The organism is Vibrio qinghaiensis, assembly GCF_002257545.1.
In the GTDB taxonomy this organism is placed as follows: Bacteria; Pseudomonadota; Gammaproteobacteria; order Enterobacterales; family Vibrionaceae; genus Vibrio; species Vibrio ordalii.
Window position 1 is genome coordinate 134,542 of record NZ_CP022742.1, and the last position, 17,783, is coordinate 152,324.

13 protein-coding genes are annotated in these 17,783 nt (G+C 45.7%); 4 read left to right on the plus strand and 9 right to left on the minus strand.

The window, feature by feature from the left end:
- Positions 1-16 precede the first annotated feature (16 nt).
- Together CCZ37_RS13970 and CCZ37_RS13975 are read left to right on the plus strand one after the other, a co-directional pair.
- Entirely contained in the window at positions 17-586 is a 570-nt protein-coding gene (locus tag CCZ37_RS13970; RefSeq protein ID WP_010320218.1) for a TetR/AcrR family transcriptional regulator, read from the plus strand.
- A 122-nt stretch (positions 587-708) separates the two neighbouring features.
- Positions 709-2,046, plus strand: coding sequence for a tetratricopeptide repeat protein (locus CCZ37_RS13975; protein ID WP_094501016.1), 1,338 nt, complete (start codon positions 709-711; stop codon positions 2,044-2,046).
- 151 nt (positions 2,047-2,197) lie between these two features.
- On the opposite strand, the gene CCZ37_RS13980 is transcribed toward CCZ37_RS13975, so the two are convergent.
- The 3 genes from CCZ37_RS13980 to CCZ37_RS13990 all read right to left on the minus strand — a co-directional run bounded on the left by CCZ37_RS13980 (position 2,198) and on the right by CCZ37_RS13990 (position 8,052).
- A complete protein-coding gene (locus CCZ37_RS13980; protein ID WP_167372438.1) occupies positions 2,198-5,038 on the minus strand; it encodes an FAD-binding and (Fe-S)-binding domain-containing protein in 2,841 nt (946 codons plus the stop codon).
- Between the two features lie 69 nt (positions 5,039-5,107).
- Positions 5,108-6,244 carry an FMN-dependent L-lactate dehydrogenase LldD gene (gene lldD, locus CCZ37_RS13985; RefSeq protein ID WP_026027779.1) on the minus strand — a complete coding sequence of 379 codons (1,137 nt, stop codon included), beginning with the start codon at positions 6,242-6,244 and terminating at the stop codon, positions 5,108-5,110.
- A gap of 107 nt (positions 6,245-6,351) precedes the next feature.
- The gene (locus tag CCZ37_RS13990; RefSeq protein ID WP_094501020.1) at positions 6,352-8,052 is read right to left on the minus strand and encodes an L-lactate permease; all 1,701 of its coding nucleotides are present in this window, start codon (positions 8,050-8,052) and stop codon (positions 6,352-6,354) included.
- A gap of 219 nt (positions 8,053-8,271) precedes the next feature.
- Between CCZ37_RS13990 and CCZ37_RS13995 the strand changes: the two genes are divergently transcribed.
- Positions 8,272-9,171 carry a LysR family transcriptional regulator gene (locus CCZ37_RS13995; RefSeq protein ID WP_094501022.1) on the plus strand — a complete coding sequence of 300 codons (900 nt, stop codon included), beginning with the start codon at positions 8,272-8,274 and terminating at the stop codon, positions 9,169-9,171.
- Between the two features lie 492 nt (positions 9,172-9,663).
- On the opposite strand, the gene CCZ37_RS14000 is transcribed toward CCZ37_RS13995, so the two are convergent.
- The 4 genes from CCZ37_RS14000 to budA form a co-directional block, all read right to left on the minus strand.
- Positions 9,664-10,515 (minus strand): GGDEF domain-containing protein, encoded by an 852-nt coding sequence (locus CCZ37_RS14000; protein ID WP_094501024.1) that lies wholly within the window; start codon positions 10,513-10,515, stop codon positions 9,664-9,666.
- A gap of 320 nt (positions 10,516-10,835) precedes the next feature.
- The gene (gene budC, locus CCZ37_RS14005; protein ID WP_013868131.1) at positions 10,836-11,594 is read right to left on the minus strand and encodes a meso-2,3-butanediol dehydrogenase; all 759 of its coding nucleotides are present in this window, start codon (positions 11,592-11,594) and stop codon (positions 10,836-10,838) included.
- Positions 11,591-13,294, minus strand: coding sequence for an acetolactate synthase AlsS (gene alsS, locus CCZ37_RS14010; protein WP_094502086.1), 1,704 nt, complete (start codon positions 13,292-13,294; stop codon positions 11,591-11,593). Before alsS ends, budC begins: the two co-directional genes overlap by 4 nt.
- 106 nt (positions 13,295-13,400) lie before the next feature.
- Positions 13,401-14,186 (minus strand): acetolactate decarboxylase, encoded by a 786-nt coding sequence (budA, locus tag CCZ37_RS14015; RefSeq protein WP_422641340.1) that lies wholly within the window; start codon positions 14,184-14,186, stop codon positions 13,401-13,403.
- 97 nt (positions 14,187-14,283) lie between these two features.
- On the opposite strand from budA, the gene CCZ37_RS14020 reads away from it, so the two are divergent.
- Positions 14,284-15,168, plus strand: coding sequence for a LysR family transcriptional regulator (locus CCZ37_RS14020; protein WP_094501028.1), 885 nt, complete (start codon positions 14,284-14,286; stop codon positions 15,166-15,168).
- Between the two features lie 58 nt (positions 15,169-15,226).
- On the opposite strand, the gene glpQ is transcribed toward CCZ37_RS14020, so the two are convergent.
- Together glpQ and glpT are read right to left on the minus strand one after the other, a co-directional pair.
- Positions 15,227-16,285 carry a glycerophosphodiester phosphodiesterase gene (gene glpQ / locus CCZ37_RS14025; protein WP_094501030.1) on the minus strand — a complete coding sequence of 353 codons (1,059 nt, stop codon included), beginning with the start codon at positions 16,283-16,285 and terminating at the stop codon, positions 15,227-15,229.
- A gap of 99 nt (positions 16,286-16,384) precedes the next feature.
- Complete coding sequence (glpT, locus tag CCZ37_RS14030; protein ID WP_094502088.1) at positions 16,385-17,761, minus strand: glycerol-3-phosphate transporter; 1,377 nt, start codon at positions 17,759-17,761, stop codon at positions 16,385-16,387.
- Positions 17,762-17,783: the final 22 nt, after the last annotated feature.

The window sequence follows — 17,783 nt, forward strand, 5'->3', positions numbered from 1 at the left end:
AAAAGGGTGGATAACGATGAAAGAGCTTAGTTCAACGGCAAATAAGATCGCCGATCTTGCTGAAAGCTATATACAGCGTCGTGGTTTCAATGGTTTTAGTTTTCGTGATATACAAAATGAGTTAGGTATTAAAACAGCCAGTATTCATTACCATTTCAAAACGAAACAAGATTTGGCGAGAACCGTTTTCCAACGTTATCTTGAGCGCTATAAAATGGCGCTTTCTGAGATAGAGCAGAAATATTCCAGTGCAGAAGAGAAGCTTCGCGCCCTGGCTGATATTTTTATTGCCGTCAGAGAGCAAGATAAACTCTGTTTGTGTGGCATGTATGCCTCTGATTTTTATTCTCTTTCAAACGAAGTTGGGGGGGAATTGAATCAATTTGTTGAACTGAATGAGAAATGGATTCAATCAGTTATTGAACAAGGCGTGAAGAGTGACGAATTTATCTCTCTTATTGATGCTACTCGTTTCTCAAGACTCTATTTTGTTTCTTTAGAGGGCAGTATGTTGCTATCAAAGTTTAAAGATGCGGATTACATTCGTTCAGTTAAAGAAAGTTACATGGCAATGTTAAAGAAGTAGCAGCCCTGTTTAAAAACATAAAGTGAATAGTTTGCCCACATTCTGTGGGCATTATTTGGATAAGTTTAACTATCTACTAATAGGTAATGTGCGTAATGATAAGAGATTTAAGAAACTTGGTCATGACAGGAATAGACGCAGATGGCGTCAATCAGTTCGAGCGAGTCGTTGAACAGACGTTAACTTTTTTGCCAGAAGGCGCTCAGTATTTAAATAGTTTATTAGAAAAATATCCTGCGTTTACCTTGGGATGGGTTTTTAAAGCCTATATTGAAGCGAGTGATGGGCGGCGCTCTACTCTAGCGAATATTGCGGCTAGGGTGTCACACATTGAAAGTTTGTCTTTTGGTTCTACTCAGCGGGAGTCTTTACATATCCAAGCACTCAAACAATGGAGTGGTGGTAATTTGAAAGGGGCAATGAATACTTGGCAGCAGATCCTAAGTGTTTGGCCACTGGATATTATCGCTTATCGGCAATTATTAGGACAACTATTCTGGTTTGGTCAAAAAGCTCGGGCTTTACATGTTTCCAAACAAATTTTGCCATATTGGGATAGTCATGTGCCCGGATTTTGGATGTTTGCTGCCAGTCATGCTTTCGCTCTCGAAGAAGCCGGAGAGTATGAAATATCGGAAGCTTTTGCGCGTCAAACCTTGCAATTGAATAGCGCAGACTTGATCGCTAAACATACGCTTGCCCATCTTTATGAGATGCAAGGAAGGCCTAAAGAGGGGATTGATTTTCTTGAGAAAAGCGCATCAACATTCTACCAGCATAATGCATTTCGAGGTCATTTATGGTGGCATCTTGCCTTGTTTTACCTTGAGCAAGGACGTGTCGATGACGCGCTTTCACTGTTTGATAAGCAGATCTATCCCTCCGAATCCTCGCTTTATTTAGATATACAGAATGCAGCTTCACTGTTGATTAGACTTGAGTTTTTAGGTGTCGATGTTGGAAATCGTTGGAGTGGTTTGGTTGATAGCGTTAATCAGAACAGCCAAGATAGCACCATTATGTTCACTGAAGTCCACAATGCAATGGTTTTGGCGCGTACGGAAAATAATCGCAAACTGGATTTGAGTATTGAACACATTAGCCAGCAACCACTGGTTGGTCAACAGGTCGAATTTTCAGTTGCGGCTATGGTAATGAAAGGTATTTCCGCCTATCACTCTGCGCAATATCATCGAGCGATAGAATGTATAGGGGAAGTTCAACATCATTATTATCAGTTGGGAGGCAGTCATGCTCAGCAGGATGTTCTTTTCCAATATTTGATCATGTCGCATGCTTATTTACAGAATTGGCAGCGGGTCTCTAGCCTTCTCAAAACTCGTTATATGGCAAGAGCTTCAGCGGCTCAATCTGAAATATCGTTAAAGCAAAAATTTGCTCAATTTGACCTAATTACTAATATTGATGCCTTGCTTCCTCATCTTTCGAAGGTTCTCTAAGTCAGCTGCAGCGGGGTTGGCTACGTTCGTTCACCCCAATCACATAGTACATCTATGTGATTGGGGCTTTCTTCACTTAGACCCTACCTGTAACTCCAATTTTTTGGAAACCGATATCTTGCAAAACGATATTCTCTATCGATCTTTATGGTCAAAGCGGTTTAGACACTTCATCAACCAAATACAAAATGGATTGATATGGAATGCCGCTGTGGTGCGACAGGCCAATTTCACAGGTACGGCTATTACTGAATCCGCGTTCGCAGTGAGCAGGGACTTGCTCTTTGAGCGGATGAACGGCCGCCGCATTCAGTTCTGGCGTGGTAAAGCCTTTATCGCCCGCCCAGCCGCAGCATTGAATATGCTCTGGCACAATCACCGTGCTGACGCAGGTTTGGGTCAATTTGAGCATATCGGCTTCTAACCCCATTTTGCGCGCACTGCAGGTGATATGCAGCATCACAGTCTCTTCTTTGGCTTTGATCGCTAAAGAATCCAACAGATACCTATTGACAAAACCGACGGGTTCTAAGATCTCCAGTGGTTTGGTAAATTGTTCAATACTGCGTTTTGCACACGGGCTGGTATCCATCAATACCGGATATCGCCCTTGTTGGCTAGCTTGCCATAACGCGGCTTCTAACTGCTGCGCTTTTGACTGCGCAAGCTCATTCATTCCCTTGCTGTCATAGGGCATACCACAACATTGGCTGTTGAGCTCGTTAGGTAGGATCACCTCATATCCTGCTTTGTTAAGCAGCGATAAGGTCACTTCGGTTAATGGCCGCTGATCGCCCGCGCTGTTTTGTTGGCCCATATTTCGGCTTGCACAAGAGGGCAGATAGACGACTTTTTTCTCACGGCGCGGCAGGTTTTCTACTGCAATGGCTAAGTTCTGATGATTGGCTTGCGGCAGTTGTGGATACCAAATAGGCGTTTTGCCTTTGCTGAGTTTACGCAAGCCGTTGGTTGCGCCGCCGACTAACTTCTCGCCCAGCCATTTGCTCGCCAATTGGTTGGCACTGAGGCCGATTTTAGCCACGGCTGTGGTGGCGGCAAAGTGATCCGCCGTCCATGTAGCAATGGGGATGAATTTTTGGTATTTCGCGGTGCGCAGCTTTTTCACTAAATCACCAGTGTTGATGCCAACAGGGCAGCGCTCAGCGCATAAGCCAGTTGCGGCGCAGGTGTCTAATCCTTGGTATTCAAAGACTTTTTCAAGCTCAGAAGCTTCTACCGTTTCACCTTGCGCGCGTCGACGTTGCAGCTCGCGGTACAAGACGATTCGTTGACGGGGCGAGAGTGATAGTGTGCGAGACGGACAAACAGGTTCGCAAAACCCGCATTCGATGCAGCGATCGACCAAGGCATCAGCTGCTGGCATTGGCTTTAGGTTGGCTAAGTGGGAACGCGGATCATCGTTGATTATAACGCCGGGGTTGAGCAAGCCTTGTGGGTCAAACAGGGTTTTGATTTGTTGCATTAAGGTGTAACCGTCTTTGCCCCATTCCAATTCCACATACGGTGCCATGTTACGGCCCGTGCCGTGCTCGGCTTTGAGTGAGCCTTGATATTTCACGGCCACTAGCTCGGCCACGTCATCCATAAATGCGCCGTAGCGGTCGATCTCGCTTTGGCTATCAAAGCCTTGTGTAAAGACAAAATGCAAGTTGCCTTCCAGAGCGTGGCCGAAGATGATGGCTTCGTGATAGTGGTAGTGATCAAACAGAGCCTGCAAGTCGCGCACACCATTAGCAAGGCTTTCTACCGGAAACGCCACATCTTCAATGATGACGGTTGTCCCCACTTCGCGCACCGCGCCCACGGCAGGGAACATCCCTTTGCGAATGCCCCATAAGGTTGCCACCGTTTTGGCATCAGAGGTGAATGGTACGGATTCGATGATCTGGTAATCGCTTAGTGCTGCCATCACGGCGCTGCATTGCGAATGAAGGGCCGCGTGATCGCTGGCGTGAGACTCAATTAGCAGCGCAGCGGCTTCTAGATCCAATTGCGCAATAAATGCGGGCATGCCAGCTTTGTCAGCGACAGAGCGCATCGCGCGTCCATCCATCATTTCGACTGCCGCAACTGGGGTTTTGGACAGGGTCGTAACCGCTTGGCTAGCCTGCTCAATATCAGCAAAGACAAGCAGCGCTGAGGCTTTGTGCGCGTGCTCAATGACGGTGTTGTAGGTGATGTCGGCAATAAAACCGAGTGTGCCTTCCGACCCAATCATCAAATGTTCAATGATTTCAATCGGATCAGAGTAATCAACGAGAGCATTTAGGGCATAGCCAGTGGTGTTTTTTAGGCGATATTTGTGGTGAATAAGCTTTGATAGTGTGTGATTTTGCGCCGTTTGTGCATGAAGTTGAGCAATACCTTCAAGCAATTCGGGTTTAGCGATTTTGAATGCAGCGATGCTTTCTGGGTTTGCGGTGTCGAGCACGGAACCGTCTGCGAAGACGATCTTCATACTATCGACAGTGCGGTAAGAATTTTGCGCAGTGCCGCAGCACATACCACTGGCGTTATTGGCGGCGATTCCACCAATTTTGCAGGTGTTGATTGAGGCTGGATCTGGGCCGATCTTGCGTTGAAAAGGGGCAAGGTATTTGTTGGCATCGGCTCCGATGACCCCCGGTTGTAGGGTGATTTTTTTGCCCTCATCGTGAATGCGATGGCCGCGCCAGTCATCGGTTAAGGCGATCAAGACCGAATCAGAAACTGCCTGACCAGATAAACTGGTGCCAGCAGCGCGAAACGTGCAGTGAACGCCAAGCTCGCGGCAGCTTTTAATGGCAAAAATGACCTCATCAAGGCTTTGTAAGCGCAGCACAATTTTCGGCACCAAGCGATAGAAACTGGCATCAGTGCCATAAGCAAGGCGTTTTGCCTGCTGCGTGATGATGCGCTCAGAGTCGATGCGTGTAGCGAGTTGCGTTTCCAGTTGACGATAGGTGGCGTCTGAAAGAGTGCTGGCCATCATTGTTTCCCATTTTAAATTGAGGTTGTGGATAGGTTAACGTGCGGCTACCGTTGGTTTGTCATCATGAGATTAAAGTTTGACTAACGAGTCTCGTGACAAATCGGCAATGGTTTTCGCTCCGGTTAAGGTCATGGCAACGCGCATCTCTTTTTCATACAAATCGAGCAAGTTCTCAACGCCGCTTTGACCTTGCGCCGCCAATGCATAAACAAACGAGCGACCCAGCAGCGTGCAGTCCGCGCCCAGCGCCAGCATGCGCACCACATCAAGCCCAGTGCGAATTCCAGAATCGACCAGAATTTTCAGGTCGCCCTTCACCGCATCAGCAATCGCAGGTAAGGCTTTGGCGGTTGACAATACCCCATCAAGCTGGCGACCACCGTGGTTGGATACGATAATGCCATCAGCGCCAAATCGCACCGCGTCTTTGGCATCTTCTGTGTCTAGAATACCTTTAATGATCATCGGGCCGTCCCAAAAGTCGCGGATCCACTCTAAATCTTTCCATGAAATGGAAGGATCAAAATTCTCACCAAGCCAACCAATGTAGTCTTCCAATTTAGTCGGCGTGCCACGGTAGGCAGAAATATTGCCTAAATCGTGTGGTTTACCGAGCAAGCCGACATCCCACGCCCAGCTTGGGTGTTTCATCGCTTGAAACACTCGGCGCATCGCCGCATTAGGGCCGCTCATGCCAGAATGCATATCGCGGTAACGCGCGCCGGGAACGGGCATATCCACGGTAAACACGAGGTTTTTTACCCCCGCGGCTTTGGCGCGCTCCAACACATTTTTCATAAAGCCGCGATCTTTAAGCACGTAGAGTTGAAACCAAATTGGTCGAGCCAGTGCCGCTGATACTTCTTCGATTGGGCAAACCGATACGGTGGACAGTGTAAAAGGAATGCCTTTATTTTCAGCCGCGCGCGCCGCTTGCACTTCGCCGCGCCGTGCGTACATACCAGTTAAACCAACAGGGGCAAGAGCAATCGGCATTGCAAGCTGTTCGCCAAACAGTTGTGTTTCTAAACTGAGCTCTGACATGTCATTAAGCACGCGTTGGCGCAGTGCGATGTCGGCCAAATCCGCAGTATTGCGTGTGAGCGTGTGCTCACCGTATGAGCCACCATCAATATAATGAAACAGAAAAGGAGGCAATTTCGCTTTCGCGGCAGCGCGATAGTCGGTGGAGGCTGAAATAATCATAGATTGAATCCTAATTTGTGCAGAGCCGCCGCCTAGCGAGCTCTGCATTTATTACACAAGATTAATGGTTATAAAAACCAAGTTGATACCAAATCACATCACCAAACTTAGGGTTGCTGGGTCATTAGTACGTCGGTCATATTAAAGCCGTAAATCACCACTAAACCGATAAGGCCAGTCATCACAAGGTAGTAGAAAGTCGGGATAATGGTTTTGCGCAGCGTGGCTCCTTCTTGGCCCAATAAACCGACCGTTGCTGATGCCGCGACGACGTTGTGAATCGCAATCATATTGCCCGCCGCTGCGCCAACAGCTTGTAGCGCAATGATCATCACACTGGAGATAGAGAGTGTTTGCGCCACTTCAAACTGGAACTGGCTGAACATCATGTTCGACACCGTATTTGAGCCTGCGATGAACGCCCCAAGTGCGCCAACGGTGGCACTTAATGCGGGGAAGGCATCACCGACTAAACCCGCGGCAAAATTGGCGGTAGTGACAGGCATACTCGCAAGCTCTGCGCCATTGACGCCAGAATTAATAAAAATGCGCACCATAGGGATAGTGAATACCAACACAAAACCCGCGCCGATCAGCGTTTTGCTTGATTCACCGAATGCTTTGATGAGCGGTGTGGCACTGCGTGACTGCAATATTACTGCCAGTAACGCGACAAAAACCAAGATGCCACCGGGAAGATAAAGCGGTTGAATGGCCGTGCTGATGCCTGTTTCAGCCAGAATGTTGTTAAAGGATAGGCTCACTCCAGCCAGCAGTGACTTAAATTCGCTGCTCACACGGCTTGCCACAAGGATAACCGCGAGTAGAACATAGGGAGTCCAAGCCAATGCAAGGCCCATCGGTTTAGCTTTGATCTCTTCAATATCAATTTTTAATGAGCCTAACCACTCTGCGGGCCACGATTTTTCTTCTGGAAAATCCCATTGTGATTTTGGTACTAAAAAGCCTTTTTTCGCGGCCGTGACAACCAGTGCCAAGCTGATCAAGCCACCGATTAATGAGGGAAATTCTGGGCCAAGAAAGACGCCCGTTAGCGCGTAAGGCACAGTAAAAGCCAAGCCAGAGAAAATCGCAAAAGGCAAAATATCTAACCCTTCGGTCCAGCTTTTGTTTTTACCGAAAAAGCGCGTCAACATCATCGCCATTAATACTGGCATCAATGTACCGACTATCGCATGGGTGATGGCGACACTGGCGGTGATTTGCTGTAAATACACATCCCAACTTGAACCGTTGCTGATCAGCGTTTCGGTGATGTTGTGCGTATCTAACCCCTTGTTTACCCCAACAATAATGGGCGTACCCACTGCGCCGAAAGAGACAGGAGTGGATTGGATCATCATCCCCATCAATACGGCAGCCAACGCGGGAAAGCCAATCGCAACCAGCAACGGAGCCGCGATAGCTGCCGGTGTACCAAAACCAGAAGCGCCTTCAATAAAAGAGCCAAAACACCACGCAATGATAATGGCTTGCACACGGCGATCAGCCGAAACATCCGTAAAACCGTTACGAATGGTGGTGATAGCACCAGTGTGTTTTAAGGTGTTGAGTAGGAAGATTGCGCCAAACACAATCCAGAGTACGGAAATCGTGATACCGAACCCTTGCAAAACAGAAGCGAGCACACGGTTCGCCGACATATCCCAAAAGGTGAGGGCGATGGCCACAGTTAATGCAAAGGCCACGGGCATCGCCTTTCTCGCAGGCCAGTTGAGGCCGACTAAAAGAATCGCTGCCACCACAATGGGGGAGAAGGCCACTAGTGCCAGTAAGGTTTCGTTCATTGGATACTTCCTCGTAAAGTGTGCTCTTCGTTCTCTTTAAAATAGTAGCGTAGTTGAAGAGCTAACATCCTGTAGGTACTAAAGACTTTTCGGTCACGTCGAGTAGCTAACTTATTATATTTGTGATGCTTTTGTTAATTTGTGGTGAATTTACTCCTTTATTTTTTGTGGATATAGGGAAATAATGAAAATAATTAATTCCAAAATTGACATAATAAGATGCGAGCAGACGACCTAATATTGTTTTCACAAGTGATGGAACTGGGAAGTTTTAGTAAAGTAGCAGAACAGAATAGCCTTACAAATTCGGTAGTTAGTAAAAGAATGGCGCGTTTAGAAGAAGAGTTAGGCGTACAGTTATTATATCGAACAACGCGTAAATTAACTCTAACCGAGGCGGGCAAGGCACTGTTACAGGGTGCGAAAAATGTGAAGCTCGCCACTCAAGAAGCGGTAAACGCTGTGTCTGGCTTTGGTGAAAATGTCAGCGGCCACATCAAAATGTCGGTACCCACCATATCAGGCGATCTAATTTTGGCCGACGCGGTTGCGGAATTTTGCAATTTACACCCCGGCTTAACGGTCGACATGTCGCTTGATAACCGTTTTGTTGATTTAGTGGAAGGAGGTTTTGACCTAGTGATCCGCACTGGTTACTTGGAAGATTCAAGCCTAATTGCGCGGCATATTTTAGACTCACAGTGGGTTGTGTGCGCTTCTCCCTCTTATATTGCGAAAAATGGAAAACCGTTAAAACCGGAAGATTTAGTCAACCACAACTGCTTTCAATATGCCTACCAAACCACAGGCGCGAGCGAGTGGGAATTTAAAGGTCGCAAAGGAAACTACATTGTTACAGTGTCGGGCTGCTTTTCTACGGATAACGCCACGGCATTGAGAAAAGCGGCTTTAGGCGGCCACGGCATTGCTTATGTACCGCGCTGTTTGGTTTATCATGATTTCCGTAACGGCCAGCTAGTGGATATTTTCCCGGAACAAGTGGGCAAAAAATTGGGTATATATGCCGTGTATCCCTTTACTCGCCAACCCCCGAATAAAGTCCGCTTGCTGATAGAGCACATCCGCGCCCGCTATTTGACTATTTCACACTATTTTTGAGTGATTTTCGTGTACCAAAGCGGGATGTAACGTGGTGTATTCTTCCTTAAAAGTGATTTAAATGCCTTCTTTACAAGATGAGTAGCTACTAACAGAGTCCAACGGTTGTTCGTATTCATCAAATAGAGAAATGGTGTCGCCGGAGTTGTTGGGCGTTACCCCGGATGGAATGATGATGGACAATTCACTGCGTGATGGTAGGCGCCTTTCGAGTTTTCTAACTGGCGCTCTTTGGCCATACACGCTGACAGAAATTTTGAGTTGTCAGTGGCGACGGTAAGCGATGGAACTGGCATCGCTCGAAGGTCTGGTAGGAGCGAACCAACCATCGTTATTAACGGAATGTATAAACTCAATAATCGTATTTAGATTTTTTCTTTTTTATGCATTAAACATGACGGCTAGAAATGATCACTCAATAAAGAATGTTGGATCAATTACGTTAAATCACACTTTTTGTGTCAATGGGTTACTGGAGAATGGTTACCTAATTTACATGGTACGTTTTTTTTCTTTGTCTTGATACATTAGTTTATCCACAAGATTTAAAGTATGTTCAAGATTTATTGAATATTGATGATAGCCATAAGAAAACCCTAAATCGGCATAATCACTAAAAACTTGATTAAACTTCGCCCTTACTCGTTTAACCTCTTCATCGAAATTAAATTCATTTTCATACATATCAACTATAATCAAAAATTCATCTCCACCCAATCTGATTATATGGTCTTGATTTTTCCTAAATGACTCTCTCAATAGATTTGAAAATTTAACTAAGATTTGGTCGCCTACTAAATGACCGAACTTGTCGTTTATTATTTTAAAATTGTTTAAATCAACGTAAATAAATAAATCTGATTCCTTGAAATCTAAACGATTAAATATTTTCCTGTTGTGCAAGCCAGTTAACTCATCAGTAACTGCTTGTATTTCATAGTTTTTTGTTTCATTATATAATGTTGTAATATCTTTGCCTTGAGTGAATATGTAAGCTTTACCTTGATACTCACACTTAAACTTCATAACATCAAAGTATAACGTATTTCCTTCTTCGATGAATTTAATGATTTTATTGTTAGTATCGGAGTCGTATAGGAAACTTATCGTCAAATCATGACACTCTTGAAAAACATCAGCTACATTTGAATCCAGATCTTTTGCTATCTCTTCATTTGTAAGACCTATCACATCGACATTAGTATATTTCTTGATCCAATTTTTAAAAGTTTCATTTAAATAAACTAATCTATGATCTTCATCTCGAATAGATAAAAAACCAGGAAAAGATTTCATAAATAAATTATACAAATCATGAAAGTTACTATCAGAAGCATTAAACATAAATATCTCTACTATGTATGTAATTAAAAAGTAGTATAACTGACTTTGTTGTAAAAATCGATGATACTAGGTTTATCTTCTATATTATTGTAGCACACTAAAGGTGCTCGAAACATCAGGGGCAGGTCTTGTCTTTTTCCTAAACGTGTCTACACGATCTTGCAATAAATATCGAGAAACCAAGTTTGCTGGAGTCGTACTAATTGTGGAAAAGGAGGCCGTTTAGGGCTGAAAGGTTTATGGGGCTTGTTTTGAATTATGCGGTTTTAAAATGTCAGCCAGCACGGAAAATGGTTTAGGTACTGGCTGAATTTTCGTGGTTAAACGATTTTAGGTTGGCCGTCGGAAGCGGTAGCGCCACCATCGACGGGTAAATTGACACCATTAATAAACGATGCATCGTCGCTGGCTAAAAAGGCCACTGCGGCGGCAATTTCGCTCGGTTCTGCGGCGCGTCCTAGAGCGATGCGCTCGTTAAATTTATCTCTAATCTCTTGCGACCAACCATTGGTCATATTGGTTTTAACTAAGCTTGGGCACACGGCGTTAATTCGCACGCCAGCGGCACCGTGGTCTAGCGCCATGGCGCGAGTGAGGTTGACTACCGCGCCTTTACTGGCGCAGTAAAATGCGGCACCCCAGTCGCCACCTAAGCCAGAGACTGAAGCGGTGTTGACTATGGTCCCCTGCGTTTTTAGCAGTTCAGGTAAGGCAAATTTAGAGCAATACACTACGCCATCAATATTCACCGCTGATATTTTCTTCCAATCTTCAACGCTGCTTTCTAAGACGGAGCCGGGGATGTGGATGCCCGCATTGTTGACTAAAATGTCGAGCTTACCGAAGCGCGATACGGCGTTATCGATCATGGCTTTTACTTTTTTAGGGTCGGATACGTCAATTACTTGCGCCGCGACGCGTGTTGAGTCAAAAGCTTCGATGGCGGTCGCGAGCTGCTCTTCATTCCAGTCGGCCAGTACCACATTGGCCCCTTCATCATATAAACGCTGAGCTATCGCAAAGCCGATGCCGTTTGCGGCCCCCGTGACTAAAGCGACTTTATGGGTTAAACCATTCATATCATTTCTCCTTCTACATGCTCAAAAATAGGATCTCGATTTTCTTGTGTTCTGGGTAGCATCAACTTGTAGTTGTCACTGTAATCAACGGGGATCGCAATGACAGCAGGTCCTTGAGTTTCCATGGCTTGATGCAGCATAGGCATCAGTTGATGACGTTCGGTCACGGCAAAGCCTTGCGCGCCAAATGATTCGGCATAAGCTTTAAAGTCTATCGGGCCAAATCTGACACCAGAAGGGCGTTGATATTTTGTCATCTCTTGTATCTCGACCATGTTGTAGGCGTTATCGACCCAGATGATATGTACAATGTTGCATTTTAGGCGGACGGCAGTTTCTAGCTCCATGCTTGATTGCATAAAGCCGCCATCACCAGAAACAGAGACCACTTTGGTACTGGGTTTGAGCAGATTAGCGCCAATAGCCCAAGGTAGGGCAACCCCCATGGTTTGTTGACCATTTGAGATCAACATTTGACGGGCGCGAAAACAGCATAGATAGCGTGCAATCCAGATATGAAAACTGCCCATATCCAGACACAAAGTGGTGTCTTGGGTAATAATGGATTGCATCGCTTTAATTAAGGTTAATGGATGAAAACCTTGTTGAGATTGGCGATTAGGGTAGGATTTTATTATCTGCCGCCGTTGTGTCACTTCCTCTAAAATCGATAAGGCTTTGGGAGAAAGACGTGCAAGTTTTGTCACAGAGTCGATCATGCTATCCAATGATTGAGCGATATTACCGATAACTTCCACACAAGGTTGGTAATTAAGCTGATATTCGGCCACTTCAATATCTAAGTGAATGATCGGGCACTGTTTGATATTCCAAAGCTCGGGGTCGTACTCTATGGGGTTAAAGCCGATAGTGACAATCAGGTCGGCATCTTGCAGCAGTACATCTCCGGGCTGATTGTTAAACAAGCCCACTCGGCCTGCGAAATGGTGATAATAGTTAATATCAACCGCGCCCGCCGCTTGATAGGTTCCTACCACGGGCAATTGAGTTGCTCGTAAAAAACGGCTAATCGCTTGAGCATTTTCAGTGCGACTGGCGTGTAAGCCAAGTAATACGACGCAGCGGTGTGAACGTTCGATGCGGTTAATGGCTTCTTCGATCGCTTCTGGGTTGGCTTGGCTTGAATGAACGTTGCGTGACGGAACAATGATATCGGTGAGTGTGTGATCGGATAACACATCTTGGGGAATGCTAACAAAACACGCCCCCGGCCGGCCCGATTCTGCGGTGCGAAAGGCATTTGCCATCACTTCGCTGGCCGCATCAACATGTTGAATTTCTGCACTGGATTTTGTGATAGAGCGGAAAATACTGACGGTATCCATACTCTGGTGCGTTTGCTTTTGTTGGTCTGCTCGTTTGACTGCGCCGCCAATGGCGACCAGCGGGTCCCCTTCTGAATTGGCAGTGGCGACTCCTGAAACCAAGTTGCCACAACCGGGGCCTGAGGTCACCATGGTGACTCCTGCTTTGCCAGTTAAGCGGCCGATGACGCCTGCCATAAAGGCGGCATTGGCTTCATGGCGTACTGGGATCATTTGAATATTAGTATCTTCAATGGCGTCAAATAATCGATCAATTTTGGCTCCTGGAATGCCAAAAATATAGCGGATACCCAAAGATTCCAGCTGTTGAGCGATTAATTGAGCGCCATTTCTATTGGTAGGTTTTGTATTCATTTTTATACCCTTATCATTTTTACTGACGTTGTCACTTCTTGACGAAGTGGTGGTACTGTCTGGCTGTTTTTTCAATTCAAACTGGTATTTTTTCTCCTGTTCAGCATTATTTTTCTGCTTTTTCAATTGCGGCTCGGATGTCATTGGGCGCTAGGTTAGCTTTAAGAAAATCTAGCGAGGTCGGTGTATCAATCACCAAGCGTGATACCTTGCCAATTTGCAAAAATCCGGACGAAATAGAGTAGTCCTGTATGTGGCCGCCACCTTTTCTATCTTCGGTAATGAAATGTTCGTGATACCCGGGCACGTTAATACCTGTGGTGTATTGTGGGCTTCTAAAACCGGCGATAACGCCTTGTTTGAAGGTGAAATTAAATGTGGGCTGCTCTTTTACAACATCCAACATTGGGCGAAATGGGCGAGTTTGGCGCGGCACGGTACGCGTTCTGACAAACTGATATAAACCGTCAAGGCGTACCGCGCAGAAGATATTGTCACTGGGTACTAGTTCATCAATCAGATGATGGACCTCATCACGAGACATTTTGGAGGTGATAGGAACTTCGACATCAGGAGTAAAAAAAGTCATGACGGCGAAGGGGGTTTGCTGCGCTAAATGTGCTGGGTTGGCCGAACCATCGGCTTTTAATTGAAAAACCTCTTTATCAAACGCAATGAGCTCACCGTCTAATTGATTGAATGTGCCCAAACCAAAATCGCCATGTTGCAGCAGTTGCTCAACCGTTGTTGCGCCTTCATAAACGCCGGCAATCAATGCACTCATCAGCGAAGTTTGGTAAATCTCTCCATTCCCCGTTACATGATGATATTCAGCAAACTCTTTTGCTACATCGAGCGAACACGCACAAAGCGGAGTGTAGAATCCACGCATGAGAATAACCATTTATGCAATAAAGTGTATATTTAGATTGACTTCTCCACGTGGCTAAATCCAATATAAATAAGATTTGTTTTTATATGGAAAAGATATGGAGTTTCGCTATCTCAAGTATTTTGTGGCGGTGGCACAAACTCGCCATTTTACACGAGCGGCTGAAGTGTTAGGCATTGCTCAACCACCGTTGAGTCAGCAGATAAAGAAATTGGAGCATGAGCTCGGCACGCCATTGTTCAAGCGCTTACCGAGAGGTGTCGAGTTAACCGAAGTCGGACAAATGTTTTATATGGATGCATTAAGCATTTTGAAAGATGTCGAGCGTGCAAAAGCCAGAGTTAAACAGTTAGCTCGTGGAGAAAATATTGAAGTAAGAATGGGGTTTGCGACGTCGGTCGCGGCGAGTACTGAAATATTATCACGAGTTAGAGAGCTCAGGGACGGATTTCCCGTTGTAAATTTAATCGCTGTTGAGCTGTCTATGCCTGAATTAGTAGATCAACTGAAATCTAAACAACTGGATCTCGCTTTTATGCGTCTACCTTGCTATGCCAGTAAGCCTTTAAAGCAAGTTATCTTATGTGAAGAACCTTTTGTCGCGGTTATTCCTATCGGGCATCCACTTTCTGAACAGCACCATCTTACACTTCAGCAATTAAAAAATGAGCATGTATTACTGTTTCCTCGAGAAACTGGCCCCGCCTTGCACGATACGATGAGTGCACTGTTTGATGATGTCGGTATCCGCATCGATGAACGATTCTTTGCACCGCAACTACGCTCAACAGTGGCAATGGCTCAAGCTGGTTTTGGCATTGCGATTGTCCCCAAATCGTTAGCAGAGCATATTGATGATTCTGCCACCATTGCTAGCTTGGAGGGAATGCCCTTTAGCAGTCAGATAGCCTTAGTATGGGAAGCCAGCAACTTAAATAAGCAAGTAGCGAAGATGGTGAAAGCACTTTGCATTAAAAAATAATCCCCCACATTAAAATGCAGGGGATGAGATTAAGTGAAATTTATCAATCAAAGGATATCTATTTCTGATGTAAAAATGTGACGGCTTTGTCTGGGAAATCGGTAAATAAACCATCCACTTTGACAGTGTTGTAGAACACATCGAGCATACCTTCAAAGCTGTCTGCATAAGGTGCAATGCGATCGGGTTCTGCGCGGAAGGTATAAGGGTGAACGATTAACCCTGAGGCCTTAGCGGCTTTCATCAACGGCTTGATGATGATGTTTTCTTTGGTTGAAGCATCGTCAACCAACATAGGTTTCCACGGGCCAATTCCATCGGCGTAGGTGGCGACTTGTTGCATGCCGTTTGCTTCGAACATCCAATCATAGCTGTATGGTTGTGCTTGGCCGCCATCATAGACCATTGTCTCATTCCAATCGGTGTAGGCGATCAATTGAACCAGCTTGAGGTCCATGTTCATTGCTGGAAGCAGTTCATCATTAATGCGTTTTAGCTCGATAGGATCAAAACATTGCAAGTAAACGTTCGACTCTTGACTGTCGTAACCATATTCCTTCAGCATTTTCAGCACCGCTTTACTGATGTCTTTCCCTTCATGGCGGTGGAACCAAGGCGCTTTGATTTCTGGATAAATACCAATATCGTAACCGAGCGTTTTGTTCAGCCCTTGGATCAGCTCGATCTCTTCCGCTAAGGTTGGGACGGTGAAGTCTGATTTCCAAAGAGGGAAACGGTTGGGGAAACCGGCAGTTTTATTGCCTTTTTCATCGATATTAAAACCTTCAGTTACACGCAGGCTTTTGATCTCTGCCAGCGTAAAATCGATGGCGTAGTAGCGACCATCACCACGTGCGCGGTCAGGGAAACGCTCGGCAACATCAGTGACGCGGTCAAGGTAGTGATCGTGTAGAACCACCAATTGGTCATCCTTGGTCATCACGACATCTTGTTCAATAAAATCAGGCTTCATGCCGTAAGCAAGCGCTTTGGCTTCCAGGGTATGTTCAGGCAGATAACCGGAAGCGCCGCGATGGGCTATCACCAATGGTTCTGCTTGAACCCACGCCGAGCTGGCTAAAGTAGCCATGGAAAGTGCGAATGGTATCAGTTTCATATTGTTATCCTTAAAAATTCCCCCTGACGGTGCAGGGGGAGAGTTTTGATTCAAAGTGAACAGTGCGTAACGCAAATTCAACACATTTAGGTGTCAGATTTATGATAGCGTTGACGCTTTTTCTTCCGCAAGTCTGTCTTTTTCTTTATGGTGAGCACGCTCGCCAACGTAGGCATACAGCAGACAAAGGATAGAAATACCGCACGAAGCGACTAGGATCATAAAGCCGCCATCCCAACCAAAGTGGTCAACGGTGTAACCCAATACCGCATTTGCCGCTACTGCGCCGCCGAGATAACCAAACAAACCTGTTAAACCTGCTGCGGTACCTGCTGCTTTTTTCGGAGCCAGTTCCAGGGCGTATAAACCAATTAGCATTACTGGGCCATAAATTAAGAAACCAATTGCAACAAGAGCTGCCATATCGATGCCTGGGTTACCCGCAGGGTTGAACCAGTAAATCAGTACCGCAAAGGTAACAAGAACCATGAATAAGATGCCCGCAGGGGCACGACGGCCTTTGAATACTTTATCGGATATCCAACCACACAATAGCGTGCCCGGAATACCTGCCCACTCATACAAGAAGTACGCCCAAGAAGATTTATTAACGGTGAACTCTTTGGCCTCTTTCAAATAAACAGGAGCCCAGTCCAATACGCCATAACGAATGAGGTATACAAAGGCGTTGGCAATAGCGATAGACCATAATAGCTTGTTTGAGAAAACGTATTTGAAGAAGATTTCTTTAGCGGTCATCTCGGTTTCATGAGATTTGTCGTAGTCGTCTGGATAGTCGTTTTTGTACTCTTCAATGGGTGGTAAACCACAAGATTGCGGCGTATCGCGCAGTGTCATCCAAATGAAAATGGCAACTAAGGTCGCAAAAAAAGCAGGAACGTAAAATGCGGCGCGCCAGTCATCGTTAAATGCCCAAAGACCAAACAAGAAAAGGGGACCAATTAAGCCACCGCCGACGTTGTGGGCTACGTTCCATACCGAAACAATTTCCCCCCGCTCTTTACGTGACCACCAGTGAACCATGGTACGGCCACACGCAGGCCAGCCCATACCTTGGAACCAACCGTTTAAGAACAGCAAAATAAACATTGCGGTAATGCTGCCTGTTGCCCACGGCATAAAACCGAAACAGAACATCACTAATGCAGACATTAAAAGACCTGCACTCAAAAAGTAGCGTGGGTTAGAGCGGTCAGATACGTTGCCCATTAAGAACTTAGACAAGCCATAAGCAATCGACACAGCGGCAAGAGCTACCCCAAGATCACCACGGCTAAAACCTTGCTCAATCAAATAAGGCATCGCCAAACTAAAGTTCTTACGAACAAGGTAGTAGCCTGCATAGCCGACAAAAATACTGATGAATAACTGCCAGCGTAAGCGGCTATAAGTGCTATCGAGGCGATCAGAAGATAGCCTTTCTATATGCGCCTTTGGTTTAAAGATATCAAACAACATAGTTGACCCCATTACTATT